This is a genomic window from Desulfovibrio sp. GTC20076, from assembly GCF_055385905.1.
Map to the genome: position 1 here is coordinate 1333199 of NZ_AP039366.1, position 22564 is coordinate 1355762.

18 protein-coding genes and 1 riboswitch are annotated in these 22564 nt (G+C 57.5%); of the genes, 7 read left to right on the forward strand and 11 right to left on the reverse strand.

Features of this window, described 5'->3' with window-relative positions; translation table 11 throughout:
- Positions 1 to 119 precede the first annotated feature (119 nt).
- Positions 120 to 301: riboswitch (cobalamin riboswitch) on the reverse strand.
- Positions 302 to 907: 606 nt separating this feature from the next.
- The 9 genes from ACZ495_RS05890 to rplM all read right to left on the reverse strand — a co-directional run bounded on the left by ACZ495_RS05890 (position 908) and on the right by rplM (position 11501).
- A complete protein-coding gene (locus ACZ495_RS05890; RefSeq protein WP_464262822.1) occupies positions 908 to 3544 on the reverse strand; it encodes a M16 family metallopeptidase in 2637 nt (878 codons plus the stop codon).
- 197 nt (positions 3545 to 3741) lie between these two features.
- Entirely contained in the window at positions 3742 to 4464 is a 723-nt protein-coding gene (locus ACZ495_RS05895; protein WP_012624701.1) for an ABC transporter ATP-binding protein, read from the reverse strand.
- A 54-nt stretch (positions 4465 to 4518) separates the two neighbouring features.
- The gene (locus ACZ495_RS05900; RefSeq protein WP_072311819.1) at positions 4519 to 5340 is read right to left on the reverse strand and encodes an ABC transporter ATP-binding protein; all 822 of its coding nucleotides are present in this window, start codon (positions 5338 to 5340) and stop codon (positions 4519 to 4521) included.
- A complete protein-coding gene (locus ACZ495_RS05905; protein WP_012624699.1) occupies positions 5337 to 6377 on the reverse strand; it encodes a branched-chain amino acid ABC transporter permease in 1041 nt (346 codons plus the stop codon). Before ACZ495_RS05905 ends, ACZ495_RS05900 begins: the two co-directional genes overlap by 4 nt.
- On the reverse strand, positions 6377 to 7270 hold the full coding sequence (locus ACZ495_RS05910) for a branched-chain amino acid ABC transporter permease (protein WP_012624698.1): 894 nt from the start codon (positions 7268 to 7270) through the stop codon (positions 6377 to 6379). Before ACZ495_RS05910 ends, ACZ495_RS05905 begins: the two co-directional genes overlap by 1 nt.
- A 131-nt stretch (positions 7271 to 7401) precedes the next feature.
- Entirely contained in the window at positions 7402 to 8547 is a 1146-nt protein-coding gene (locus tag ACZ495_RS05915; RefSeq protein WP_012624697.1) for an ABC transporter substrate-binding protein, read from the reverse strand.
- A 119-nt stretch (positions 8548 to 8666) separates the two neighbouring features.
- Positions 8667 to 10481: a YcaO-like family protein gene (locus tag ACZ495_RS05920; RefSeq protein ID WP_012624696.1), complete on the reverse strand. Its 1815-nt coding sequence runs from the start codon at positions 10479 to 10481 to the stop codon at positions 8667 to 8669.
- Between the two features lie 179 nt (positions 10482 to 10660).
- Complete coding sequence (gene rpsI / locus ACZ495_RS05925) at positions 10661 to 11053, reverse strand: 30S ribosomal protein S9 (protein WP_012624695.1); 393 nt, start codon at positions 11051 to 11053, stop codon at positions 10661 to 10663.
- Positions 11054 to 11066: 13 nt separating this feature from the next.
- Positions 11067 to 11501, reverse strand: coding sequence for a 50S ribosomal protein L13 (rplM, locus tag ACZ495_RS05930; RefSeq protein ID WP_012624694.1), 435 nt, complete (start codon positions 11499 to 11501; stop codon positions 11067 to 11069).
- Between the two features lie 262 nt (positions 11502 to 11763).
- On the opposite strand from rplM, the gene ACZ495_RS05935 reads away from it, so the two are divergent.
- Complete coding sequence (locus ACZ495_RS05935; RefSeq protein ID WP_012624693.1) at positions 11764 to 13005, forward strand: HD domain-containing protein; 1242 nt, start codon at positions 11764 to 11766, stop codon at positions 13003 to 13005.
- Positions 13006 to 13247: 242 nt separating this feature from the next.
- Positions 13248 to 14030 (forward strand): translation initiation factor 2, encoded by a 783-nt coding sequence (locus ACZ495_RS05940; RefSeq protein ID WP_072311831.1) that lies wholly within the window; start codon positions 13248 to 13250, stop codon positions 14028 to 14030.
- A gap of 155 nt (positions 14031 to 14185) precedes the next feature.
- On the opposite strand, the gene ACZ495_RS05945 is transcribed toward ACZ495_RS05940, so the two are convergent.
- Positions 14186 to 16951, reverse strand: coding sequence for a DNA polymerase I (locus ACZ495_RS05945; protein ID WP_464262823.1), 2766 nt, complete (start codon positions 16949 to 16951; stop codon positions 14186 to 14188).
- A gap of 90 nt (positions 16952 to 17041) precedes the next feature.
- Between ACZ495_RS05945 and ACZ495_RS05950 the strand changes: the two genes are divergently transcribed.
- The 5 genes from ACZ495_RS05950 (at position 17042) to ACZ495_RS05970 (ending at position 21788) form a co-directional block, all read left to right on the forward strand.
- Positions 17042 to 18169, forward strand: a complete 1128-nt coding sequence (locus ACZ495_RS05950) for an MlaE family ABC transporter permease (RefSeq protein WP_464262892.1) — start codon at positions 17042 to 17044, stop codon at positions 18167 to 18169.
- A gap of 172 nt (positions 18170 to 18341) precedes the next feature.
- Positions 18342 to 19151 (forward strand): ABC transporter ATP-binding protein, encoded by an 810-nt coding sequence (locus ACZ495_RS05955; RefSeq protein ID WP_407845258.1) that lies wholly within the window; start codon positions 18342 to 18344, stop codon positions 19149 to 19151.
- Positions 19148 to 20116, forward strand: coding sequence for an MlaD family protein (locus ACZ495_RS05960; RefSeq protein ID WP_012624688.1), 969 nt, complete (start codon positions 19148 to 19150; stop codon positions 20114 to 20116). Before ACZ495_RS05955 ends, ACZ495_RS05960 begins: the two co-directional genes overlap by 4 nt.
- On the forward strand, positions 20116 to 20712 hold the full coding sequence (locus ACZ495_RS05965; RefSeq protein WP_012624687.1) for a PqiC family protein: 597 nt from the start codon (positions 20116 to 20118) through the stop codon (positions 20710 to 20712). The genes ACZ495_RS05960 and ACZ495_RS05965 overlap by 1 nt, the downstream gene beginning before the upstream one ends.
- Complete coding sequence (locus ACZ495_RS05970) at positions 20709 to 21788, forward strand: HD domain-containing phosphohydrolase (RefSeq protein ID WP_012624686.1); 1080 nt, start codon at positions 20709 to 20711, stop codon at positions 21786 to 21788. Before ACZ495_RS05965 ends, ACZ495_RS05970 begins: the two co-directional genes overlap by 4 nt.
- A 143-nt stretch (positions 21789 to 21931) precedes the next feature.
- On the opposite strand, the gene grpE is transcribed toward ACZ495_RS05970, so the two are convergent.
- Positions 21932 to 22450 carry a nucleotide exchange factor GrpE gene (gene grpE / locus ACZ495_RS05975; RefSeq protein WP_407845259.1) on the reverse strand — a complete coding sequence of 173 codons (519 nt, stop codon included), beginning with the start codon at positions 22448 to 22450 and terminating at the stop codon, positions 21932 to 21934.
- Positions 22451 to 22564 lie beyond the last annotated feature (114 nt).

Consider the following 22564-nt stretch of genomic DNA (forward strand, 5'->3'; position numbering starts at 1 on the left):
AAACAAAATAACAGGAACATGCCTGCAGCCGAAGGCAGACCGCCCTCAGCGGGGGGACTGACCGACAAAAGCCCCGTGTCGGTTGTCCTTATTGGGGTTACAGGGGATACCCATCACCCTTTGAAGGTAAGTTGAAAGCAGGTCTTCCGGCTTGCCGGCCATCTTTCGGCCTTCCCGGGCTGAACCCAGTGGCGCATGGTGAAAGACAGTTTGTTGCCCGGCTTACGGCGGCGGGTCCGCTCCCGCTTTTCACGGGATTCCCGATTAAGCCCGGTGGGGCACTTTCAATGTCTAGAAAATCTCAAAAGAACCGCTTCATGTCAATTGGGGTTGGTAAAAAAGACTTCCTAGGTGCATGGGAACAGTTTAGTTTATATTAAGAAAAATTTTTAATTACGCTCGTTAAGCAGGACTGAAAAAAGACCGCAAAAGAGCACAGGGCGAGAATGGGGGCTCTGCCCTGCTTAACACTGCCGGAACCGCTATTGAAAGTTCCGCAGCCTGATATGCTGGCTGGTGACTTCCCTCAGTGCGGATCTGCAACCTAGCGCACTGCGAAGATGATTTCAAGGCTGCTCAAGTCCTTGATACAAGCGGATTTTTGAAGTTAGCAGCTAAAAACCCGCGCTAGTGGCCGTTTTTTTCAGGTCATTTTTTTTCGATAAATATTCCTGACAAGCTGGAGGCAGCACTTCCCCTCCTTCACAGACAGTAAAAAAACGCCGATACTGACGGTACGTGCCGACTTTCGGCCATAGCCGTTTCTTTGTGAAACAGGCCTGCCCTTCTTCTTATTGCCATGCAAAACCCCATCAGGCTCCAGGTTCGCGCAAGAGGCTTCACCTGAAAGGCCTGATGGGGGCAAAACACACTGTCGTCACGCACCTTCGCGGAACTACAGGTATTGTCAGGGCAAGAGCACCAGTTCGTAAGCGTTTTCCTGCTCCAGATATTTCCTGGCCACGGCCTGCACCTGAGCAGGCGTCAGGGTTGCGGCCTTTTCAATAAGCTGGCGGTCAAAGTCATAGGGGCGGCGCAAAAGGGCATCACCGGCGGCATCCGCAGCCCGTGCGCCCAGGCTTTGCCGTTCGCGAAAGTATGCGCCAAGCAGACGGTTTGCCCCGGCCTCCAGTTGCGCAGCCGACAGGGGTTTTGCCTTGATGTCGGCAATAATCTTGCCAAAACCTTTACGGGCCTGCTCCACTTTGTCCGGAGTAGTGCCTATGTAAAAAGCCATCATTCCTGCTTCGGGCATACTGCGATAAAAAGCCGTCACCGTGTAACCCAGGCCTTCCACATCTCTCAACTGGCTGAACAGCAGACCGCTCTGACCGGAAAGCACGGCCTGAAGCAGCATCAGGGCCGGCGCATCCTCATGGGTAGGCGGCACAGCCTTGAAAACCTGGAGCACATGCGCCTGATTGCGGCCAGGGAGGTGCAGGTCGAGTTTTTTATCATGCCCCCATGCCGGAGCGCCCGGCGCGGGGATATCTGTGCGGGGTACAGGCAAGGACCGGGCTAAGGCCAGCACGGCCTCACGGTCGAAGTCTCCGGCTATGGAAAGGACCCAGGGCTGTCCCATCTGTTCCTGCCAGAAGGCGCGTACATCCTTGCCCCCAAAACGGTCGAGGTTTTCCGCATTACCCAGGCCGTCATAGCCGTAAGGTTGGCCGCCAGGGAAAAGAAATCCGTTGAGCTTGGAAAACAGGTAGGACGAAGGCCTGTCGGACCGTTGACGTATGGCGGCTTTCATATTGTCCGCTTCACGTCGTATTTCCTTTTCTTCAAACCTGGGGCTGCGCAACGCTTCGCCCAGTATGGCGAAATAGTCTGCATTGAAGCGCGCCGGGCCGGTAATGGAGAGGGTAAAGCTCTGCAGCCCGGCACTGGCATCTATGGCCGCTGCGCGGTCGGAAAAAAAGCGTTCCACACCCTGGGCGTCCAGCGTGCCGATGCCCGAGGTAAGCGCGCGGGCCGTAAGGCCAGCAAGTCCTTGGCAATCTGGCTTGAGTAAAGCGTTGCCGCCCGGGAGCATCATATCAACGGCCACGTAGGGAACCGTGGCGTCAGGTTGTAAAATGAGGGTGCGGCCAGCGCCCAGCTGTACCACTTCGCGCTCGCCCGCCTTTGAAGCCCGTGCCTTTCGCACCTGATCACTTTCAGGCCCGGGCCAGTTCTGCTGCAGGATGGCCTCCAGGTCAGGAAGCTTCGCTCCTTCCGGGGCCAGCACGCGCACACGCGCCTGCCGGGGGTTGAGCCACAGCTCAAGGGCCTGAGCCAGTTGTGGTACATCCACATTGCGCTGGGCAAAACGCAGGTTCATCTCGGCCTGTTTGCCCCCCAGTTCAAACTGTACAGTGCCGAGCCATGAAGCAAGACCATTGAGGGTCTCGCCTGCCCTGTCCATATTATCCTCAAGGTTGAACCTGGCCCGCTCAATGGCTTCCGGCCTGAACTGCCCGGCCTTGAGGGCCGCCATGTCCCTGGTCAGTTCACGCCAGAAGGGCTCCACCTTGTCCACATCAAGCTGGGCGCTCAGATAGACAAGACCAGCACGGGACAGGCTCATGTTGCCCATGCCGATGCTGTCTACCATCTGTTTTTCATATTTGAACTTGCGGTACAGTTCGGATGTACCGTCGCCACCCAGGAGATAGCAGAGCACATCCAGATCCACAGAACGCAGGTCGCGCAGGCCGGGTACGGGAAAAGCCATACCCATATAAACCTTGCTCCAGGGGCCGTAGATAACCTCTACCCGCGGCCCGCCCGAAGCATCGGCCAGATTTACGGGTTGCGGTTCGGCAAGGTCGCCGTTATTGGTCAGGCCGCCAAAAAGCTTCTGGCTATACGCCAGCACCGCCTGCGGATCAATATCGCCGGCTACCAGCAGCAGCATGTTTTGCGGTTGATACCAGTGCCGCACATACGCACGCAGATCTTCGGCCGTGACTGCCCGGATGGTGTCTTTAAAGCCGATGATGGGCCGCCCGTAAACCGTGTTTTGCAAGGCAGAAGTCTGCAGGCTTTCAAAAAGCCTGCTCATGGGCGAGTCCTGATCGCCTTCAAGCTCGGAAATGACCACTTCCTTTTCAGATTCCAGCTCTTTTGGATCCAGCGAAGGCTGGAAAGCCATTTCCTTGACCACATCCATGCCGGTGCGCCAATGCGCGGCGGGCATATCGGTCATGTACCATGTCTTGTCAAAGCTGGTGGCAGCATTGAGGTAGCCGCCCAGCGCCTCCACATCCTGAGCCACCTGGCCCTTTGGCCTGTGCTCCGTACCCTTGAACACCATATGCTCAAGCAGGTGACTGATACCCGCCTGATCAGGCTTTTCATTGGCAGAGCCTGTGCGTACATACAGGCGCGTGGCTACAAGGGGAAAACGTACATCCTTCAGAATATAGACGGTAAGCCCGTTGGGCAGACGCGTAAGCACCCCGCTGTCATCCCCCTGGGCTGGTTTATCACTGGCCGCAATTGCCGGGCAGGCCAGAGCAAGCAGTAATGCCAGAGCCGCAAATGAAAAAAAACGCCGCATGAAACCTCCTGCGTTGCAGGCCTGACACTCCCGTCTGCCCGCTGTTATGATGTGGGCCGCTGCCGTGCCTGTGAAACGCGAACGGCGATGGGCCTTGCAGGGATACAAAAAAGCGGGACTTTTCAGTCCCGCTTTTTATAATAGTTCTCAAAACGCCGGGAAGCAAGGGGGATGCCCCGTCACTCCCGCTATCGGGCCTAGCCTCCCAGATAAGCTTCTTTGACTTTGGGGTTTTCCAGCAGCTGCCTGCCGGGGCCTTCCAGCACAACACGGCCCACTTCCAGAATATAGGCGTAGTGTGCCACAGAAAGAGCCGCAAAAGCATTTTGCTCCACCAGCAGCACGGTTTTTCCATCGGCATTGATACGTTTGACGATTTCAAAAATCTCGCGCACCAGCAAGGGGGCCAGCCCCAGGGAAGGCTCGTCCAGCATAAGCAGATCAGGGCGGCTCATGAGCGCCCTGCCCACGGCCAGCATCTGCTGTTCACCGCCGGAAAGTGTGCCGCCCTTCTGCCAGTTCCGCTCCTTGAGGCGAGGAAAAAGCGTATATACCCACTCGATATCATCGGCAATTTCCTGACGGTCATTGCGGGAATATGCACCAAGCATCAGGTTTTCGGCAACTGTCAGATGAGGCAGGATGCGCCGCCCCTCAGGAGAGAGTGAGATGCCCCGCCGCACCATATCTTCAGGCTTGAGGCCCATGAGAGAAGACGGTGTCTCGCCTTCGTGACGGGTTAGCAGTATTTCACCATTAACGTTTTTGTTCAGCCCGGCAATGGAGCGGATAATGCTGCTCTTGCCCGCGCCGTTGGCTCCAATGAGGGTCACAATGCTGCCGCGCGGGATGGTAAGGCTTACTCCCTGCACGGCCTGAATGCCGCCGTAGCGTACATGAAGGTCACGAATTTCAAGCATGCTGCACCATATCCATTATATCTTCAGCCGTTACGGCTATAATGCGATCACGCATCAAAACATGCCGCCAGCGCCCATGTCCTCACCAAGGTAGGCGCGGATTACTACGGGATTATTACGAATATCCTCCGGCCCGCCTTCAGCGATGAGCGCGCCGTACTCCATAACCCAGATGTACTGGCATACGCCCATGACAACTTTCATGTCATGCTCGATGAGCAGGATGGTCAGATCAAATTCGTCGCGGATATGACCAATGAAATGCATAAGCTCAATGCTTTCCTGGGGGTTCATCCCTGCAGCAGGCTCGTCCAGCAAAAGCAGCCGGGGTTCGGTAGCCAGAGCACGGGCAATCTCAAGCCGGCGCTGCGCGCCGTAAGGCAGGCTGCCGGCCAGGTCATCGAGATGCTCGCCAAGATTTACCCGTTCCGCCAGCTTGCGGCTTTTTTCCCTGATTTCGGCTTCTTCACGGTAAAAAGACGGCAGACCGAGCGGCGCCATCCACCAGGGGCAGTGACGCCGCACATGACAGCCCACCATGATATTTTCAAGCACGGTCATGTGTTGCGAAAGGCGGATGTTCTGAAACGTGCGGGCCATGCCCTGACGGCAGATATCATAGGGCTTCCGGCCCTTGATGCTCTGTCCGTCAAAAATGACATCTCCACCCTGCGGCGTGTAAAATCCGCTGAGCACGTTGAAGGCCGTTGTTTTTCCCGCACCGTTCGGTCCAATGATGCCTGCGATGCTTCCCTTGGGCAGGGCCAATGAAAGCTCGCTCACGGCAGTAACGCCGCCAAAGCGCATGGTCACATCCCGGGCGAGAAGCAAGGCGCCTTCATAATGCGGGGGGCGGGGCAGAATAAACTCGCTCATGCCTTGTGCCTCCTCAGAAATGCGCCAATTCTCTTCCAGGTCAGTTCCCTCGTGCCCATGATGCCTTCACGCCGGTACAGGATAATGGCCAGCAGAACCATTGAAAACACCACCATGCGCATGCCGGGAATGCCCGGCAGCTCGAACAGGCCAAAGATATCCATGGGTTCTTCAATTGCACGCAGCCACTCCAGAAGAATGGTGATAACCGTAGCACCAAGCAGACTGCCCGTCAGAGAGCCGAGCCCGCCAGCCACTACAAACATGAGCACGTTGAAGGTCAGCAAAAAATTGAACATCTTTGGGTCAATGGTGGAAAGGTGGCTGCCAAGCAAGGCTCCCCCCACACCGGCGAAAAATGCACCGATGCAGAAAGAAAGCACCTTGTTCCAGAATACGTTGATACCCATGACTCTGGCTGCAATCTCGTTATCACGTATGCAGCGCAGCACGTTGCCGTAGTTGCTGAACACAAGTCGCGCAAGCACAATGAGGGTAAAAAGCACCCAGCCGTAACAGGCCAGCAGTGTGGCGTGTCCCGGTATGCCCTTGATGCCCAGAGAGCCGTTGGTTATGGGCGTGGCGTTGACGATGAGCACCCGGATGATCTCAGCAAAACCAAGAGTGGCTATACCCAGATAGTCATCCCCAAGGCGCAGTACGGGAACAGCTATAAAAAAAGCGAATATGGTGGCTACAACGCCCCCGGCCAGCACAGAGGCCCAGAACGGCGTGAACAGTTCGGAAAAAGGCCACATTATAGGTTCGAGAATCCACATCATTTCTTTCTGTTCCGGCGGCAGAATGCACAGGGCCGAAACGTAAGCGCCCACGGCTATAAAGCCCGCATGCCCCAAAGAGAAAAGACCTGTGAACCCATAAATGAGGTTGAGTGAAAGGGCCAGAATGGCGTTGATGAAGATGAGCTTGGCAATATAAATCTGGTAATCGCCCAAAAATGTTTCTGCCTGCCAGACAGCGCAGCCCAGCAGAACCATGACCAGTATGCTCAAAAGCGTGCTGCTGTTCAGGCGCATCAGATTTTCTCCTCCATGCGTTCACCCAGAAGGCCCGTGGGCTTGTAAAAAAGCACAAGCACCAGTAGCACAAAGGCGAAAGCGTCACGGTATCCCGAAAGCTCAGGCATGAAGGCCACAGTCATGATTTCCACAAAGCCCAGGGCCACCCCGCCGATAACCGCGCCCTGAATGGAACCGATCCCCCCGAACACGGCGGCAATAAATGCCTTGAGCCCCGGCATGATCCCCATATACGGATGCACCTGGGGGTAGCGCAAGGCCCACATAATGCCTGAAGCCGCGGCCAGAGCCGAACCGATGCAGAAGGTCAGGGCAATGATGTTGTCCACCCGCACACCGAGCAGGCGCGTGGTCTCGATATCCTTAGATATGGCGCGCATGGCCAGTCCTGGCTTGGTGCGATAAACCACGTACAGCAGAAAGCCCACAAGAACTATGGTCATCAAAGGCACAAACGCTGTGAGCGGTAAAATGCGCAGGCTGCCTATCTGCCACTCGGCAACAAGCCATTCAGGCTGAAGCACCGGACGCGGCTGGCCTGTAAAGACGACTACAGCCAGACTTTCTATAAAAAATGAAACGGCAATGGCGCTGATAAGCGCCGAAATACGTGGCGCATCGCGCAAAGGCCGGTACGCGACCCTTTCAATGAAAACCCCGAGCAGGCTTGCGCCCGCCACCGAAACTACGGCGGCCACACCCCAGGGCCAGCCAAAAGCGAACGTGCCGAAAAAAACAAAGTAGGCGCCAACCATCAGGATATCGCCATGCGCAAAGTTGATCAGGCGCAATATGCCGTAGACCATTGTGTAGCCAATGGCGATAAGCGCGTAGAGCGATCCCAGGGTAAGGGCGTTAAAGCAGTGCTGCAAAAACATGTCAAGGCTCATGTGGCCACCTCGGCAGCCGTACTGGATCGCGACGAAAGAAAGGCCACAAGAGGCCTTTCCGCGCGGACGGCGGCAAAAAAAGAGAAAAGCGCCCCGCAGCCACAGAGGCTGCGGGGCAGGGAAAAGGCAACTTATTTGGGCGTCACTTCGCCCACATACACGCGCTTGCCATCCTTGTACTCAATGATGCCCACGGGCATTTCAGCATCGTGAGATTCGTTGATGGACAACACGCCAAGAGCCGTGGACAGGTCCTTGGTTTCGCCCAGAGCCTTGGCAATGGCCTGAGGCTCGGCGGAATTAGCGCGCTTGATGGCGTCAATGATGATGAAGTAGCTGTTGTATCCAAGAGCGCCGTTAACGTTGGTTTCCTTGTCGGGATAGGTGGCCTTCCAGGCATCGGTAAACCGCTGGGCGGCTTCGCTCATATTGGTCATAGCCGGATCATAGGGAAAGGTGGTGTGCAGGAAGCCTTCAGCAGCCTTGCCGCCGAGCTTGAGGGTGTCGGGGTTATCCATGGCGTCCGCGCCCATAAGGCGGAACTTGGCACCCAGTTCACGGGCCTGCTTCATGATGATAGCGCCTTCAGCAAAGTAGGCGGGCATGAAAACGATGTCGGGCTGTTTGGAGATCAGTTCGGTAAGCTGTGCCGTGAAGTCCTGGTCGCCGGAGCTGTACTTGAGAGTGCCGACAACTTCTCCTCCCTGCTTCTTGAACGAACGGGAGAAGAAACTGGCCAGGCCCACAGCGTAGTCATTGGTCATATCCATAAGCACGGCGGCCTTTTTGAAGCCCAGGTTTTCACGGGCATACGTGGCCGCGGCAGCCCCCTGATAGGGGTCGATGAAGCAGGCGCGGAAGTAATACTTCTTGCCCTGGGTCACGAGGGGGTTGGTGCAGGAGGTGCCGATGCCGGGAACTTTGGCCTTTTCGGCCACTTCTGCGCCAGACATGGCCAAAGAAGAACCATAGGAACCGATGAGCGCCACAACCTTGTCACGTTCCACAAGGCGTTTTACAGCGTTGGCAGCCTCGACCTTGTCGGACTTGTTGTCCACAACCACCAGATCAACAGGACGCCCGAGAACGGTGGGCATTTCCTTATGGGCCAGGCGTACGCCTTCAAGCTCAAGCTGCCCGCCAAAGGCATTCTGCCCGGTCAAGGGAAGGTATACGCCTATTTTGATAGGAGCGGCATCAGCGGCCAGAGCCTGCCCGGCAAAGCCGAAGGTGAGCGCCAGCCCGGCCAGCGCCGCAAAAAATTTGCCCATTTTCATCCTTTCCCTCCAGTTTTTTGTTTTCACAGGGCCGTGCCACAAGGACGCGGCCATCAGGCCCACACTATAAACAACTTGAGCATAGCCTGCAATTCAGAAAAGCCATAAGCCCGTAAAAATCAGGTAAACAGATTAAGGTAACGCGCAAAAATCCGCATATCCGGCCGCGAAAACCTGTCCCATTCTCCGGTGAGTGAGAGATGGGGGACAATGGCCCGCACAACAGGCAAATCAAGGTCCGCCCGGCTTATATCCACATAAAGTGGTTTTTTGCCGTGATCAGCCAATATGGCCTCCAGCAGGCGGCAATTGTCGGCGGGCGATGGCAGGCTGTAGTCCGGCAGGTCTTCCAGCATACGCACGGGGAGCCCGGCAAGGCCGGGGCCGGAAGGCGTAGGCCGAACGGCTTGCGAGGTGGAATAGGGCCAGGGGGTTTCCGTCAGTGCGGCAAGGGCGGCGCGCGGGCCGCTCAGCCCCGCACCCGTGGCCCGGGCAAGGACGCCATCGCGTCCCATAACAAAACACTGGTACACGGGCAGCCCGAATTCAGTAGTAATGTCCTGAAACTGTACATTGATGCCGCAAGCGGCATAATCATCCAGCAGGGATTGCAGACGCGCATCACGGCTTTTCAGGACAAAGCAGCGTGAGCGGCTGTAAGGCGTGGTGGCTTCGGCATCGCGCTCGAATATTTCCGTCAACGCCGCCTGCCGGGCTTCATCCAGCGTGTTGCCCGATGCAAGCCCTGTAGAACCACCGGCCAGAAAAAGAGCCTGCTCATCAAGGTTGCAGAACAAAAATACTGCCTGGGCCGGCACAAGAACCCCGCTTCCATCCGGTGCCACGGCTGGCAGCCAGTGCAAAGGAGAGTCTTCGTACGGGGTTTCCACAGGCAACATGTTGGGATCCAGAGCTGCCCTGCCCCATGCCTGCAACTCGGAAAAACGGGCCTTCACCAGCGGCAGCGGCTGCTTGCGGTTGCGCACCTGCCCGACTTCCGCCCGCTCGCAATCACCATCGCATCCGTCATCCGATGGCCCGATACTGACGTAAGCACTGGAACGCTCCACAATTTCCATGGCATAAGAGGCACGCGCCGCAGCAAGAGACAGCCCCCGGCCATAAGCAGTGGCCTGACCACGCAAGCGGTGACGTGCCGCGCCGCAGCACACCTCCATATCCACCTGCCATGCCCGCAGCAGTGCTATGGGCGAAAGCGATGCTTCGTGACGCATTTCCGGACCGGCAATAATACCCGCCTCCATCAGGGCATCCAGGGCGCGCAAAAATGTCTCCTGGGCTGGAGGGCGCTGCCATGCCGGGGCAGCCTCCGCAGCTAGCCGCTCATGGTGCGCGACGATGGAGCCTGCCCCGGCTGCCATACCCCGGGCTGTTTCCGCAATGCTTTTCTGGCTGAAAAGCAAAGGAATGCCTGCCTCTTCCGGGCGCGGCAGCGCATGATGCCCACAAATATTGTTCCGGAACAGCTCGCTCCACGCTGCTGCGGTCTCCATGTCGGAACGGCAGACCGCCCGCAGGTACAGTGCCGGACTGGCATGCGCCAAGCGAGCCGCAGCATCGGCGGGAAAGGCTGCGCAGGCTTTTTCATGCTGCGGCACAAGAATCGCGCACTCCAGCAGCAGGGCAGCCAGAACAGGACGCACGAAATCATCCTTTTTTTCATCATGGCACAAGGCCGCAAGCCCGGCCAGATAGTCCGTATTTTGCGCACTCAGATGACGGAGAAGATGCAGATGAAGAAAATCATCCATAGGCGCGGCTTCAAGGCGCTCGAGGGCGGCCTCGAACCCCAGGCCCTCAGGCGGCACACAGGAAAAATAGCCGGTGGTGGCCTGCGTCTGTTCGTGCGTATAAGCGTAATCAAGGATAGGAAACCGGCCTGAAGGCTGGCCGTCTCTGGTCATAGCGGTCATGGCAACTCTCTTTGGCATGTGGACATGCGGACCACCGGCAGCCACAGATCATACAGTTTTACTGGGAAAAATCCGCATAAAAACGCCCGATGGCGCGGCGTGTAAAAAAAGGCGGGCCGCAAAGGCGACCCGCCGGAAAAACACGAAAGCCCTGACATGCAGGGCTTTCGTAAAAGGTATTAACGTTTGGAGTACTGGTACCGGGCGCGTGCAGCGCGCAGGCCGTACTTTTTACGTTCTTTCTTGCGGGCATCGCGGGTAAGAAAGCCGGCTTTCTTGAGCACAGGGCGCAGGGCCGGGTCTACCAGCAGAAGAGCTCTGGAAATACCGTGGCGCACAGCTTCGGCCTGACCGGTCACACCACCGCCAGCCACGTTGACGCGCACATCGAGTTTGTCGGCCAGCTTGGCAAGCACCAGGGGCTGGCGGATAATCATCTGCAGGGTCTTACGGGGAAAATAGTTCTCAAAGGAACGCCCGTTGACCGTGATGCCACCGGAACCGGCATATATGCGGGTACGCGCCGTGGCGGTCTTGCGGCGGCCGGTGCCGTATTCAAATTTCTCGCTCATGGCATTCTACTCCTTAATGCGGCAGCGTCAGCGGCTGGGGATTCTGGGCCGTGTGCGGATGTTCAGGCCCGGCGTAAATCTTAAGCTTCTTCAGCATGGCGCGGCCCAGGCGATTTTTGGGCAGCATACCCTTCACGGCAGCCATCAGGGCGCGGGAAGGCTTGTCGGCCAGCACATCGCCGAGGATGGTGGTCTTGAGACCGCCAACCCAGCCGGAGTGCCGGTAATATTTTTTGTCAGCCAGCTTGTTGCCGGTGACCTTGATCTTTTCGCAGTTAACTACCACGATAAAGTCCCCGTTATCCATATGCGGGGCAAATTCCGGCTTGTGCTTGCCGCGCAGGCGGTGGGCGATCTGGCTGGCCAGACGGCCAAGCACCTGATCCTGGGCGTCAACCACGAACCACTGGCGGTTGATGTCTTTGGGGGTGGGGCTGAACGTCTTCATCGGAATGACTCCTCACATCTGCAAATAGCAGCAGCCGTAGAGGCCGCAAAAAAGTTCATTGCGCGATGCGCCGTCGAACGGGGGTGACAACAGTATCGCAGTAAAGAAAGCTTCAATACGGTAAACTCTTGAACCTGTCAAGAGCTTGTCCACCCATTCGCGGTAAAAGCCGCAAAATACGGGGACGTCATGAAGCCCTTGAGCTTTACCCCATATCTTCCTATACTGCCAAGTGTTTTTCCGACAGGCCTCCGGAGAAAATATGGCAGATATTCGCAAAAGCTTGCTTCAACTCATTTTTTCAGGTGCGTACCTTCTGCGCTGGAACGACAAATTGCGCCCGGCGGAACTGCTTGAAACCGACAAGCAGGCGCACAAGATGCTGCTAGCCTGTGTGCTGTGGCATGAAAACTCGCTCCACATGTCTGAAGAAAAAAAAGTGCGCCTTGCGGGCGACATTATTGAAGGCGGCCTTTTCGACTATTTCTACCGCCTGATCATAACCGACATCAAACCGCCGATCTTTTACCGCATAAAAGAAAATCCCGAACAGTACCGTCAGTTGACAGACCATGTGCTGGAAAGCCTGCAGCCGGCGCTGTCGCCTCTTGGCCCCTTCTGGGAACGGATGTGCCGCTGGCACCATGCGCCGGATGATGGCAGCCTGCCCCGGCGCATACTCACGGCCGCGCACCTGTACGCCTCACAGTGGGAATTCAATCTTATCAAGCCCCTCAACAGCCATTTTGACGACGAAATGGACGATATCGGGCAATCCTTTGTGGACAGGCTGCATTCGTTCACCGACCTGAAGGGCCTGGAGCATATGCGTACCCAGGGTACAGCCCTGAACCGCCTGGCCAACCTCTGCGGGCAGCTGCGTTTTCAGATCCGCTGGACGCAGGCTCCGCGCATACCCGCAACGTCCGTACTGGGGCACATGTTTATTGTGGCCTGCTTCGCCTACTTTTTCAGCCTGTCGGTCAACGCCTGCCGCGCCAGAGCCAACAACAATTTTTTCTGCGGGCTTTTTCATGACCTGCCGGAAGTGCTCACCCGCGACATCATCTCGCCGGTCAAGCGCTCTGTGGCTGACCTGCCAAAGATTATCAAGGAATATGAAGAAAAAGAGCTTGAACGCCGCGTTTTCGCTCCGTTGCGGCAACAGGGATTCACAGCGCTTGTAGAACGCATATCCTACTATCTCGGCCTGGGGGTTCAGTCCGAATTTCAGGAATGCGTACGGCGCCACGGCAGGATTGAAAAGGTTTCGGACTTCTGCACCCTGCAGGAAAACTGCAACACCGACGCCCTTGACCCCAAGGATGGACGCCTTATCAAGGATTGCGACAACCTGGCCGCCTTTCTTGAGGCCCACAGCTCTATCCGTAACGGTGTTTCGTCCCCCCACCTGCTGGAAGCCCGAGTGCGCCTGCTCACCCTGCTGCGGCAAAGCCCGCTTGCATGTCTCAAGCTGGATTCTTTGCTGGCGGACTTTGACTAGACCATTTAGCCTTCAAGAAGATATGCTCCAAGGCTTGCAAGACATGCGCTGCGGTGTTGGGCCGCGCCGGCAAACCGTACAGGCTGGCTTACGCCTCGCGGCGACGTCTGGCTGCGCAGGTGTCAGAGCAACTGCAGCGTAACGCTGCTCGAGACTCCTGTGGCATTGGGATCAGGCCATTGATGTGCATACTTCTGAAAAACACGTTTCAACCTCTCTGGAAGGATCGACCGCAGGCCGCCATGCACTTGCTCTCCATTTTTTTCCATCGCCTGCGCCACGTGCTTGCACATGCCAAGCCGGGCGCACCTTTTATGCGGGTCCTGCTTCTCGCCAGCATCTGCATGCTGGCGGGAACATCCGGGGCCTCTGCCCTTACCGCTTCCAAGGGGCTTTCATTCTACGCCCGGGATATGGAGTTCTATTACAAGGAAAACCGGCCCGAAACACTGCCCGGCATCCTTCGCTCGTTTGATGCGCAAAACGTGCTCTACGACCGGCAAAAACAGCTCACCCTCGCGGCCTTTCTGGCAGAGTCCCTCAAGACAGACCCTGCCGCGCGCCGGCGCCTGCTGCCTCTGGTCCCTTCCCTCAGCCGTGACGGCAAACGCACCCTGGCCTGGGCCGTACATCTGGCACGGCTTACGGATGAAGCGGCGCTTATGCAGTTGCTGCTGGATGAAAAAGACGCCATCCTGCTACAGCAGATACAGCATAATCCCACGCCCCTGCTGCAATGGGACCTAACAAGGGAAAAAACAGTCCTGCAGATGTATTGGGCAGCCTACACTGCTTCGGGCAACACTGCCTATCTGGACGCCATCATTGACGCCGCGCTGCGCTATGCCGACCTCAACTCCAGCGGCAGGCAGAATGATCCGGCTTTTGCCGTAAGCCAGACCGCAGCGGCATCGCTTTACGAAATGGCCCCCCGCCACGAATCGGTACAAGACCGTGTGCGGCAAAGACTTGACGGCCTTTCCGGCCCGCAGGCAGAAACCCTGCGCACCATATTGCGAAAATAGCCGCCCGTCGCTTGCCCCCCTGCAAGAGGCAGAATCTTCACAAGTTCATCAAGCGTACATCCTCAAAATTTACGATACGCCCGTTATGACGCTTACGCCTGCACGGCGAGCGCCCGCTCGCGCAGCCGCCAGAGCAACTTCAAGGTGGAGTTGCTCTAATGCGCCGCGCCCCAGTTTTTACCTACCCCCCAATCCACCACTAACGGAACCGAGAGAGGTTCTCCACCGGGTTTTACGCTGCTCATCAGGTCCGCTACCCGCGCCCCGGCAGCCCTGGCGGAGGCTTCCGGCACTTCCAGCAGCAGTTCGTCATGCACCTGTAAAAGCAGGCGGGCCTCATGTTCGCGCAACTGTTCATCTTCAGCCACTGCCAGCATGGCCAGTTTGATGATATCCGCAGCCGACCCCTGAATGACCGTATTGATGGCCTGGCGGCGGGCCAGGGCATATGCCTGCCCGTTGGGTGAATGGATGTCCGGCAAAAGACGGCGGCGGCCGCCGAGCGTGGTCACATAGCCCTGGCGTTTGGCGGTTGCCTCCACAGAGTCATAAAACTCTTTCAGCCCCGTGAGGCGCGAAAAATAGCGTGCTATGAATTCCTTGGCCTCACTGGTGCTGATTTTCAGGTCCTGCCCCAGCTTTTGCGCCCCCATGCCGTAAATAAGGCCGAAGTTGATTGTTTTGGCATTGCGGCGCTGGTCCGGACTTACCTGGTCGGGCGCAAGATCGTAAACCAGAGCGGCCGTGCGGGCGTGAATATCCTCCCCGTTGCGGAAGGCTTCAAGCAGCGCCTTGTCTTGCGACATGTGGGCCAGCACCCGAAGTTCCACCTGCGAGTAGTCTGCCGACACCAGGGCACTGCCCGGGTTCGCAATAAAGCAGGTTCGCATGCGTTTGCCCAGATCACCACGCACGGGGATATTCTGCAGGTTGGGATTGCTGGAAGAAAGCCGCCCTGTGGCCGTGGCTTTCTGGTTAAAGGTGGTGTGGATGCGCCCATTGCCGTCCATGAGGCGCGGCAGCGGGTCAAGATAGGTGGAACGCATTTTTTCCAGCTTGCGGAATTCAAGGACGCTGTCGACCACAGGATGGCGGCCCGCCAGTTTTTCAAGGGTGTCCTGGCTGGTGGAGGCCTGCCCTCCTTTTGTTTTCCGGGGCGAAGGCAGTTCAAGCGTACTGAAAAGCACATCGCCCAGCTGCTGCGCGGAACGGATGTTGAATTCCCTGCCTGCTGCCTCGTAAACAGCCGCCGTCAGGGTGTCCAGCCTCCCCTGCACGTCGGAAAGAAATGATTCGAATGCGGCGGCATCAATGGCGATGCCACGCCGTTCCATATCCGCCAGTATGGGAGTGAGGGGCAGCTCAAGGCTTTCGTAAAGCTCCGCAAGCCCATCCTGTCGCATGCGGGCCTCCAGCACTTCGACCATACGCAGGGCAAGCAGGGCCGGACCGGGACCATCGTCACGTAACGGCGCACCCCAATGTACCGCTAGACGCGGCCAGGCGTAGTCGCTCTCTTCCGGATTGACGAGATAGGCGGCCAGCCCCAGGTCCATAAAAAAATCCTGTTTTTTTTCCTGCGTCAGGCTGCGCCAGCAGGCTGCCTGCGAAAGCAGCCCCTTGAGATCCGGCGTCACAATACGTCGCGCCTCGGCGGCCCAGGCGCACAGGAGGCTCATGCTTTCCTGCCCGCCGGTCCAGCAGACGTCTTCGCCGCCCTCGACTGCCGCATGAGGCGCGGCATCAAACCCTCTGGCCCAGACAAGAGCCACATTCCTGCCGCGGCAGTCCGGCAGGTCTTCTACCCGGCTCACCTGTGGAGCCGGTTTTTCTTCCACCACCTCAAGAAGGCTCATCTGCGCCCCGGCGCCCTTGGGCGGCAAGGGCTGTGCGGCAGCCCCCCGGGCGGGGCCACCGCCTGTTTTTTTTGCGTCGGAGCCTGCTTCTGCAGATGCCGAAAGCAAGGGCAACGATTCGCCCCGGAAACGTTCATCCTTGCCAGCCCGTTCTGAATCTGCCGCAGCAGAGAGCTGCATGCGTTCAAGAGAAGCCATTTCCCGCCGCAGGGCATGAAGCTCGAACTCTTCTGCCAGATCGGCGCAGCGGGCGGCGTTGATAGGCCGCACCAGCAGATCGTCCATCTCGACCGCTGTGCAGACATCCAGCGACAGGGTCGTCAGCTTGCGCCAGGTGAACATTTCGTCCAGATGGTCGCGCAGCTTGTCCTGAATCTTTGGCGGCAGCAGCGCAAAATGGTCGCGTATGTCTTCAAGGCTAGGGCAGATTTCAAAAATTTTTGCAGCCGTCTTGGGACCGATGCCGGGAACACCGGGAATATTGTCGCTGGTGTCACCCACAAGCGCCTGAACATCGGGCCACTGGGCGGGAGTCAGGCCGCTTTCCTCTGTAAACTGCGCGGCCGTAAGCAGTTTTTCATCCCTGAATGCGGGGTCCCACATATAGACATTGGGGCCGAGGCACTGTTTGAGGTCCTTGTCGCCGCCAACGATGACCACAGGGCGTTCCTGCGAAAACCGGGCGGCCAGCGAGGCTATGCAGTCGTCAGCCTCGCAATGGTCGGAAACCTCAAGATTCATGCCCAGCGCCGTCACCATGCGCTCGATGGGTTGCATCTGGCGTACCAGGTCTTCCGGCGTAGCGTCGCGGTTAGCCTTGTAGAGCGGAAAAATATCATGCCTGAAGTTCTTGCCTTTGCCGTCTTTGACAAAAAGAAAATACTGCGGCCGTTCTTCGCGCAGGATACGCAGCAACACACGGGTGACCACAACCAGGGCATTGGTGGGAAACCCGTCAGAACGCTGCATGTTTCTGTTGGCAAAAAAACCCCGGTAAATAAAGGCCGAACCGTCCATGAGAAAAACAGGTTCAGTAGCAAGATCAAGACGTTTTTTTAAAGACATGGCTAACCGTATTCTTTTGAGTGTGGCAAGTCCGCGAGTTTGCCCGGAACGGCTCTTGCGGATAAATAAAGCTATGCGTATACTATAGTGATGGAAACAAGTCCGCAAGTGACAGCTTCCATTCAGGGGCCGCTTCTGCGCGTCAGCGTTGGTGGCAGCTGGAATATCGATAGGGCCTGGCCCCCTGAAGCCAGAACCGCCCTGGAAAGCCTGACAGACCAGAGCATCCGCGAAGTTCGCCTTGAAAGCGACAATCTCGGCGTCTGGGACAGCAGCCTGCTCGTTTTTCTTGTGCAGTTGGTGCAAACAGCCAATGAACGCAAGGCAAACCTGCACACCAGCCTGCCCGACGGCCTGGAACGCCTGCTCAAGCTCGCCTTTGCCGTGCCCGCCAAGGCCGGTTCAGACCGTAAAAAAGAAGAACTCAATTTCGTGCAGCGCGTGGGTCAGGTCGCCATTGATCTGCCGCCGCGCGTGACCGACTTTCTGAACTTTGTGGGCGATGCAACCCTGGCTGTGGGCCGCCTGTTTGTAGGGCGCACCCAGATGCGCCCGCAAGACCTGCTGGCAGCCATGCAGGAGTGCGGGGTGCAGGCGCTGCCTATCATCTCCATAACCAGCATGCTCTTCGGCCTTATTCTGGCCTTTGTAGGCGCTGTGCAGCTTACCCAGTTCGGCGCGCAGATCTACGTGGCCGGCCTTGTAGGCATAGGCATGCTGCGTGTCATGGGCGCTGTTATGGTGGGTGTGGTCATGGCAGGCCGCGTAGGTGCGGCTTATGCCGCCCTTATCGGCACCATGCAGGTCAATGAAGAGGTGGACGCCCTTGCCACCCTCGGCATAGCCCCGGTGGATTTTCTTGTTCTGCCCCGCGTGGTGGCCCTGACTGCCATGATCCCCCTGCTCACGCTCTACGCCGACCTCATGGGCGTGGTGGGCGGCTATATTGTGGCCACAACCATGCTGAACATCAATCCGATGGAATACATCAACGCCACCATGCAGATGGTTCCCTACAAACACGTCTTTATCGGCCTTGCCTACGGCACGGTTTTCGGCGTCATCATCGCCATGACGGGCTGCTATCAGGGAATGCGCTGCGGGCGCAGTGCCCAGGCCGTGGGTCTTGCAACCACAACCGCCGTGGTGCACGCCATTGTGGGCATTATCGTAGCCACTGCGGTCATAACCGTCATCTGCAACGTGCTGGACATCTGACATGGCCGAAAAGAACACCATAGCAGAAATCACGCCCGAAAAAAATTCCGCGGGCGCGAGTTCTTCCGCAAGCCGCCAGCCAGGCATGCCGGACGGCTCCGCACACGCGTCTGCGCCGGGTACACCGCCGAAACCGGAAACCGCCCTACGTACCGGACAAAACAGCGGTGAAATGCGCATCAAAATCAATGAGCTGCAGGTGGGTTACGGCTCGTATGTCCTCATGCGCGATGTGACATTTGACGTGCGTGCCGGAGACATTTTCTTTATCACCGGCGGCTCAGGCTGCGGCAAAAGCACTTTGCTGCGGGTACTTATGGGGCTGAAGTCCCCACAGGCGGGCCAGGTTTTTTATGGTAAGACGGACTTCTGGGCCTGCAGTGAAGAGCAGCGTCGCAGAATGGGCCGCGACACAGGTGTACTCTTTCAGAGTGGAGCCTTGTGGAGCTCCATGACCCTTGCAGAAAACGTGGGACTGCCCCTGCAGCAATATACAGACCTGAGCGGCGCGGCCATACGCGAACAGGCCAAACTCAAGCTGGCCCTCGCCGGGCTTGCAGGCTTTGAAGACTACTACCCTTCCGAGATCAGCGGCGGCATGCGCAAGCGCGCGGGTCTGGCCCGCGCCCTGGCCCTTGACCCCAAAATTCTTTTTCTGGACGAACCGTCCGCCGGGCTTGACCCCGTAAGCTCGCGCCTGCTGGACGACCTGATCCTGGAGCTGCGCGCAAGCCTGGGGACTACTTTTGTTATTGTTTCACACGAATTGGCAAGCATCTACGCCATTGCCGACAGTCTCATCTTTCTGGATGCCCAGACGCGCCAGGTGGCGGCATGCGGCAATCCGCACCAACTGCTGCAAGACCCCGGTACAGCGTCCAGCGCAATGCTTTTTCTTACCAGGGGTGAGCGCAGTCACGCTGAAAAAGAGCAGGCGGAAAAAAACGCTTCCGCTGCGCCGGACAAGGAAACGAATATATGAACGCGCAAAAATACAGAACCACTGTGGGAGCCTTTGTGCTTGGCGGGCTATCCCTGCTGGCTCTGGGATTCATCGTACTGGGCGGCGGCCGTCTGTTCAGCAATGACATGCAGTATGTTCTCTACTTTGACGGCTCTGTGAGCGGCCTTTCCACGGGAGCCCCCGTTGTGTTCCGCGGTGTTCCCATGGGCAGCGTCACCCGCATCAACCTTGTGGCCAACACAAAAGACTCCAATGTCACCATTCCCGTCTATATCCGTATAGACGAACAAAGCTTTGTGCGCGCCCGCGGCTCAGCGCCCATTTCGGAATCAGTGCGGGAAGAAATCGTCCGCCGCATGGTGCAGCGGGGCCTTCGTGCCCGCCTGCAACTACAAAGCCTTATCACCGGACAATACCGGATCGAGCTGGACTTCTTTCCCGGCACACCCGCTGTTTTCCGTTCCGGCACACCCGATACGGAAATTCCCACCATCCCCTCCCCCATTGACACGCTGCAAACCACCCTGGCGCAACTGCCGCTGGAATCCATGGCCCACGCACTTGAAGCCATCCTGCAAAGCCTGGCCCATTCCCTGGCGGACGACAGCCTTGGACGCGGCCTCAAAGCGTTTACGCGCACATTTGAAGAAGTTGAAGACGTCCTCAAAAACAGTTCCATGCGGCAAAATGCCGAAAGCATCCTGAAAAAGCTCAACACCGCCGCAAGCACAGTTGAAGGGCAAATGCCGGGAACCTTTGTTACCTTGCGAGCCGCGCTGGAGAGCATGAGCCTGGCAGCGGACCAGCTGCGTGTAGTCACGGCCTCGGCCCAAAGCCTTGTGGGGCGTGACTCGCCCACCGTCAACGATGTCCGCCGCCTGATCAGGGAAAGCATTGAAACCCTGCGCACCATCCGCAACTTCACACAGATGCTTGAACGCAACCCCGAAGCCCTGCTTATGGGCAGACAAGGAAAACGCTGATGCAACGTTACGCCCTGTACACCCTCATGGCCTTCGTCGTGCTGATGGCTGCCTGCAGCCGCAGTACGCCTACGAATTACTATCTTCTGGAAAGCCGCCTCACGCCCGTTTCAGCCGAAAGCCTGCCGGGCAAGAGCCTGCGGGTGGCGCCCGTTACCGTGCCTGAATATCTTGACCGCGACGGCATCGTCAGCCGTGTGGGCGAATCCACCCAGCTTGTGGTAGCACAGTTTCACAGCTGGGCCGAGCCGCTGAGTCACGGCGTGCGACGTGTCACCCGCGAAGTGCTCACCCGCCCCATGCTCGACAACGGCATCAACGTATTGCCCGCCGGGGACGAATCCACTGCCGACTACGTTCTGTATCTGGATGTGCAGCGCCTGGACGGAAATTTTGACCAAAAGGCCGTGCTTGACGTGCGCTGGACATTGCGCAGCAAGTATAATGATGTGCTCGCTCGCGGCATTTATGTGGACGAAGAAGACGTCGCCGGGAAAAGCTACGATATTCTCACTGCCGCTGAAAGCCGCATGGTGCAGCGCATGGCTGAGCACCTGACACAGCGCTTGCCGGGCTTTACCGGGGGCAGGCAGTGAGCGAGGCGGCAGCCCAGCGCAGCCGCATATTACTTGTGGACGACGCCCCGGAAAACTTACGCATCCTGAGCGAAAGCCTGCGCGAGGACTATACCATCATGTTTGCCAAAAATGGCCCGGACGCCCTGCGCCTGGCCATGGGTAACCCGCCGCCGGACCTCATTCTGCTTGATGTCATCATGCCGGGTATGAACGGATACGAAGTCTGCCGCAGGCTCAAGGAAGATCCCGACACGCGCGACATTCCCATCATGTTCATCACGGCCCAGAATGAGGAAACAGACGAAGCCACCGGCCTATCCCTGGGCGCGCAAGACTATATAGCCAAACCATTTCGCGTTTCCCTGGTGCGCAACAGGGTTGCCAATCAACTGAAATACAAGCGTTATCGCGACCATCTCAACGACCTGGTGCACGAACGTACACGCCAGTTGGCTCTTACCCAGGAGGCTACCATTCATGCCATGGCAAGCCTTGCTGAATGGCGAGACACCGAAACGGGTGCGCACATCAAACGGACGCAAAACTATGTGAAAGCACTGGCGCTGCACATGGCCGGGCAGCCCAAATACCGTGAACAACTGGACGCGGACGTTATTTCCTGGCTTTATCTTTCGGCCCCGCTGCATGATGTGGGCAAGGTTGCCATTGCCGACACGGTATTGCACAAACCCGGCCCCCTTACCGATGAAGAATATGAAGCCATGAAGACACACACCGTGCATGGCAGGAATGTTCTTGCCGCTGCGGACAAGTTTTTGGGCGAAGACTCTTTTTTGAAAATGGCCTGCGACATTGCCCATTGCCATCATGAACGGTGGGATGGCCGGGGGTATCCGCAAGGGCTGAAAGAAGAGGGAATTCCGCTTTCAGCACGGCTTATGAGTCTTGCCGATGTGTACGACGCCCTGCGCAGCCAGCGCGTTTACAAGCCTGCCATGAGCCACGAAAGCGCCGCAAAAATTATCCTGGACGGCAGGGGAACCCAGTTTGACCCTGATGTTGTTGATGCCTTTATGGCTATTCAGGAACAATTCAAGACCATTGCCGAACGCTACAAAGATCTGGAAGGCTGACGCCGCAAGATGCGGCGGCTCTCCACTTTATGCGGCAAGCTTCACTGCTGCGTGCACAGGGTGTCTGGAGTATCCCCAAAAAAGGCCGTAATCGACGGAGTTCCCGTCGGTTACGGCCTTTTTTCTTTCACTGAACGTGTCGGTCAGGGATTGACCATAACCTTTGCGGGGCGCAACAGGCGCTCACCAAGCTTGTACCCGCGCTGCAGCAGGCGGGCCACAGAATTGGGGGCAAGCTCCGGGCGGGCGTCAAAACCCACGGCTTCATGTATGGCTGGGTCAAATTCTTCGCCTTCTTCGCCCACCGGGGTAAGGCCGTGCTTGGCAACAGCTTCAAGAAGCAGTTTGCGTGTCATGGCCACGCCCTGCAACATGTCCTTGCAAACCTCACTGGTACTGCCGTACTGCAAGGCCAGATCAAGATTGTCAAGACTGGGCAAAAGATCACCCAAGACATTTTCAGCGGCGTAACGCATTTGTTCTTCATGCTCACGCTTGAGGCGCTTCTGAAAGTTGTCCATCTCAGCAGCCATGCGCAAACGCATTTCTTCCACTTCGGCTTTGCACCGTGCTTCAACTTCTGCCGCCGAAAAGACGTCGCCCTGCTCTGTCATCGCTTCAGACATGTTCTCCAGCAAGGTATCGTCCAATTCGCCAGGCATGTCTCCCATGCCGTCCGGCGCGCAAAAATTCAGGTCATCTTCCGAAAATTCGTCTTCCGGCTGCGCCGCCCTTTCATAAGACTTGTGCATCTTGTGACGCTGCATGATTCCTCC

What these genes read in the sequence shown, in the direction of transcription:
- ACZ495_RS05890 (WP_464262822.1), bottom strand. Translation starts at nt 3,544, where the DNA reads ATGCGGCGTTTTTTTTCATTTGCGGCTCTGGCATTACTGCTTGCTCTG.
- ACZ495_RS05895 (WP_012624701.1), bottom strand. Translation starts at nt 4,464, where the DNA reads ATGCTTGAAATTCGTGACCTTCATGTACGCTACGGCGGCATTCAGGCC.
- ACZ495_RS05900 (WP_072311819.1), bottom strand. Translation starts at nt 5,340, where the DNA reads ATGAGCGAGTTTATTCTGCCCCGCCCCCCGCATTATGAAGGCGCCTTG.
- ACZ495_RS05905 (WP_012624699.1), bottom strand. Translation starts at nt 6,377, where the DNA reads ATGCGCCTGAACAGCAGCACGCTTTTGAGCATACTGGTCATGGTTCTG.
- ACZ495_RS05910 (WP_012624698.1), bottom strand. Translation starts at nt 7,270, where the DNA reads ATGAGCCTTGACATGTTTTTGCAGCACTGCTTTAACGCCCTTACCCTG.
- ACZ495_RS05915 (WP_012624697.1), bottom strand. Translation starts at nt 8,547, where the DNA reads ATGAAAATGGGCAAATTTTTTGCGGCGCTGGCCGGGCTGGCGCTCACC.
- ACZ495_RS05920 (WP_012624696.1), bottom strand. Translation starts at nt 10,481, where the DNA reads ATGACCGCTATGACCAGAGACGGCCAGCCTTCAGGCCGGTTTCCTATC.
- rpsI (WP_012624695.1), bottom strand. Translation starts at nt 11,053, where the DNA reads ATGAGCGAGAAATTTGAATACGGCACCGGCCGCCGCAAGACCGCCACG.
- rplM (WP_012624694.1), bottom strand. Translation starts at nt 11,501, where the DNA reads ATGAAGACGTTCAGCCCCACCCCCAAAGACATCAACCGCCAGTGGTTC.
- ACZ495_RS05935 (WP_012624693.1), top strand. Translation starts at nt 11,764, where the DNA reads ATGGCAGATATTCGCAAAAGCTTGCTTCAACTCATTTTTTCAGGTGCG.
- ACZ495_RS05940 (WP_072311831.1), top strand. Translation starts at nt 13,248, where the DNA reads ATGCACTTGCTCTCCATTTTTTTCCATCGCCTGCGCCACGTGCTTGCA.
- ACZ495_RS05945 (WP_464262823.1), bottom strand. Translation starts at nt 16,951, where the DNA reads ATGTCTTTAAAAAAACGTCTTGATCTTGCTACTGAACCTGTTTTTCTC.
- ACZ495_RS05950 (WP_464262892.1), top strand. Translation starts at nt 17,042, where the DNA reads ATGGAAACAAGTCCGCAAGTGACAGCTTCCATTCAGGGGCCGCTTCTG.
- ACZ495_RS05955 (WP_407845258.1), top strand. Translation starts at nt 18,342, where the DNA reads ATGCGCATCAAAATCAATGAGCTGCAGGTGGGTTACGGCTCGTATGTC.
- ACZ495_RS05960 (WP_012624688.1), top strand. Translation starts at nt 19,148, where the DNA reads ATGAACGCGCAAAAATACAGAACCACTGTGGGAGCCTTTGTGCTTGGC.
- ACZ495_RS05965 (WP_012624687.1), top strand. Translation starts at nt 20,116, where the DNA reads ATGCAACGTTACGCCCTGTACACCCTCATGGCCTTCGTCGTGCTGATG.
- grpE (WP_407845259.1), bottom strand. Translation starts at nt 22,450, where the DNA reads ATGCCTGGCGAATTGGACGATACCTTGCTGGAGAACATGTCTGAAGCG.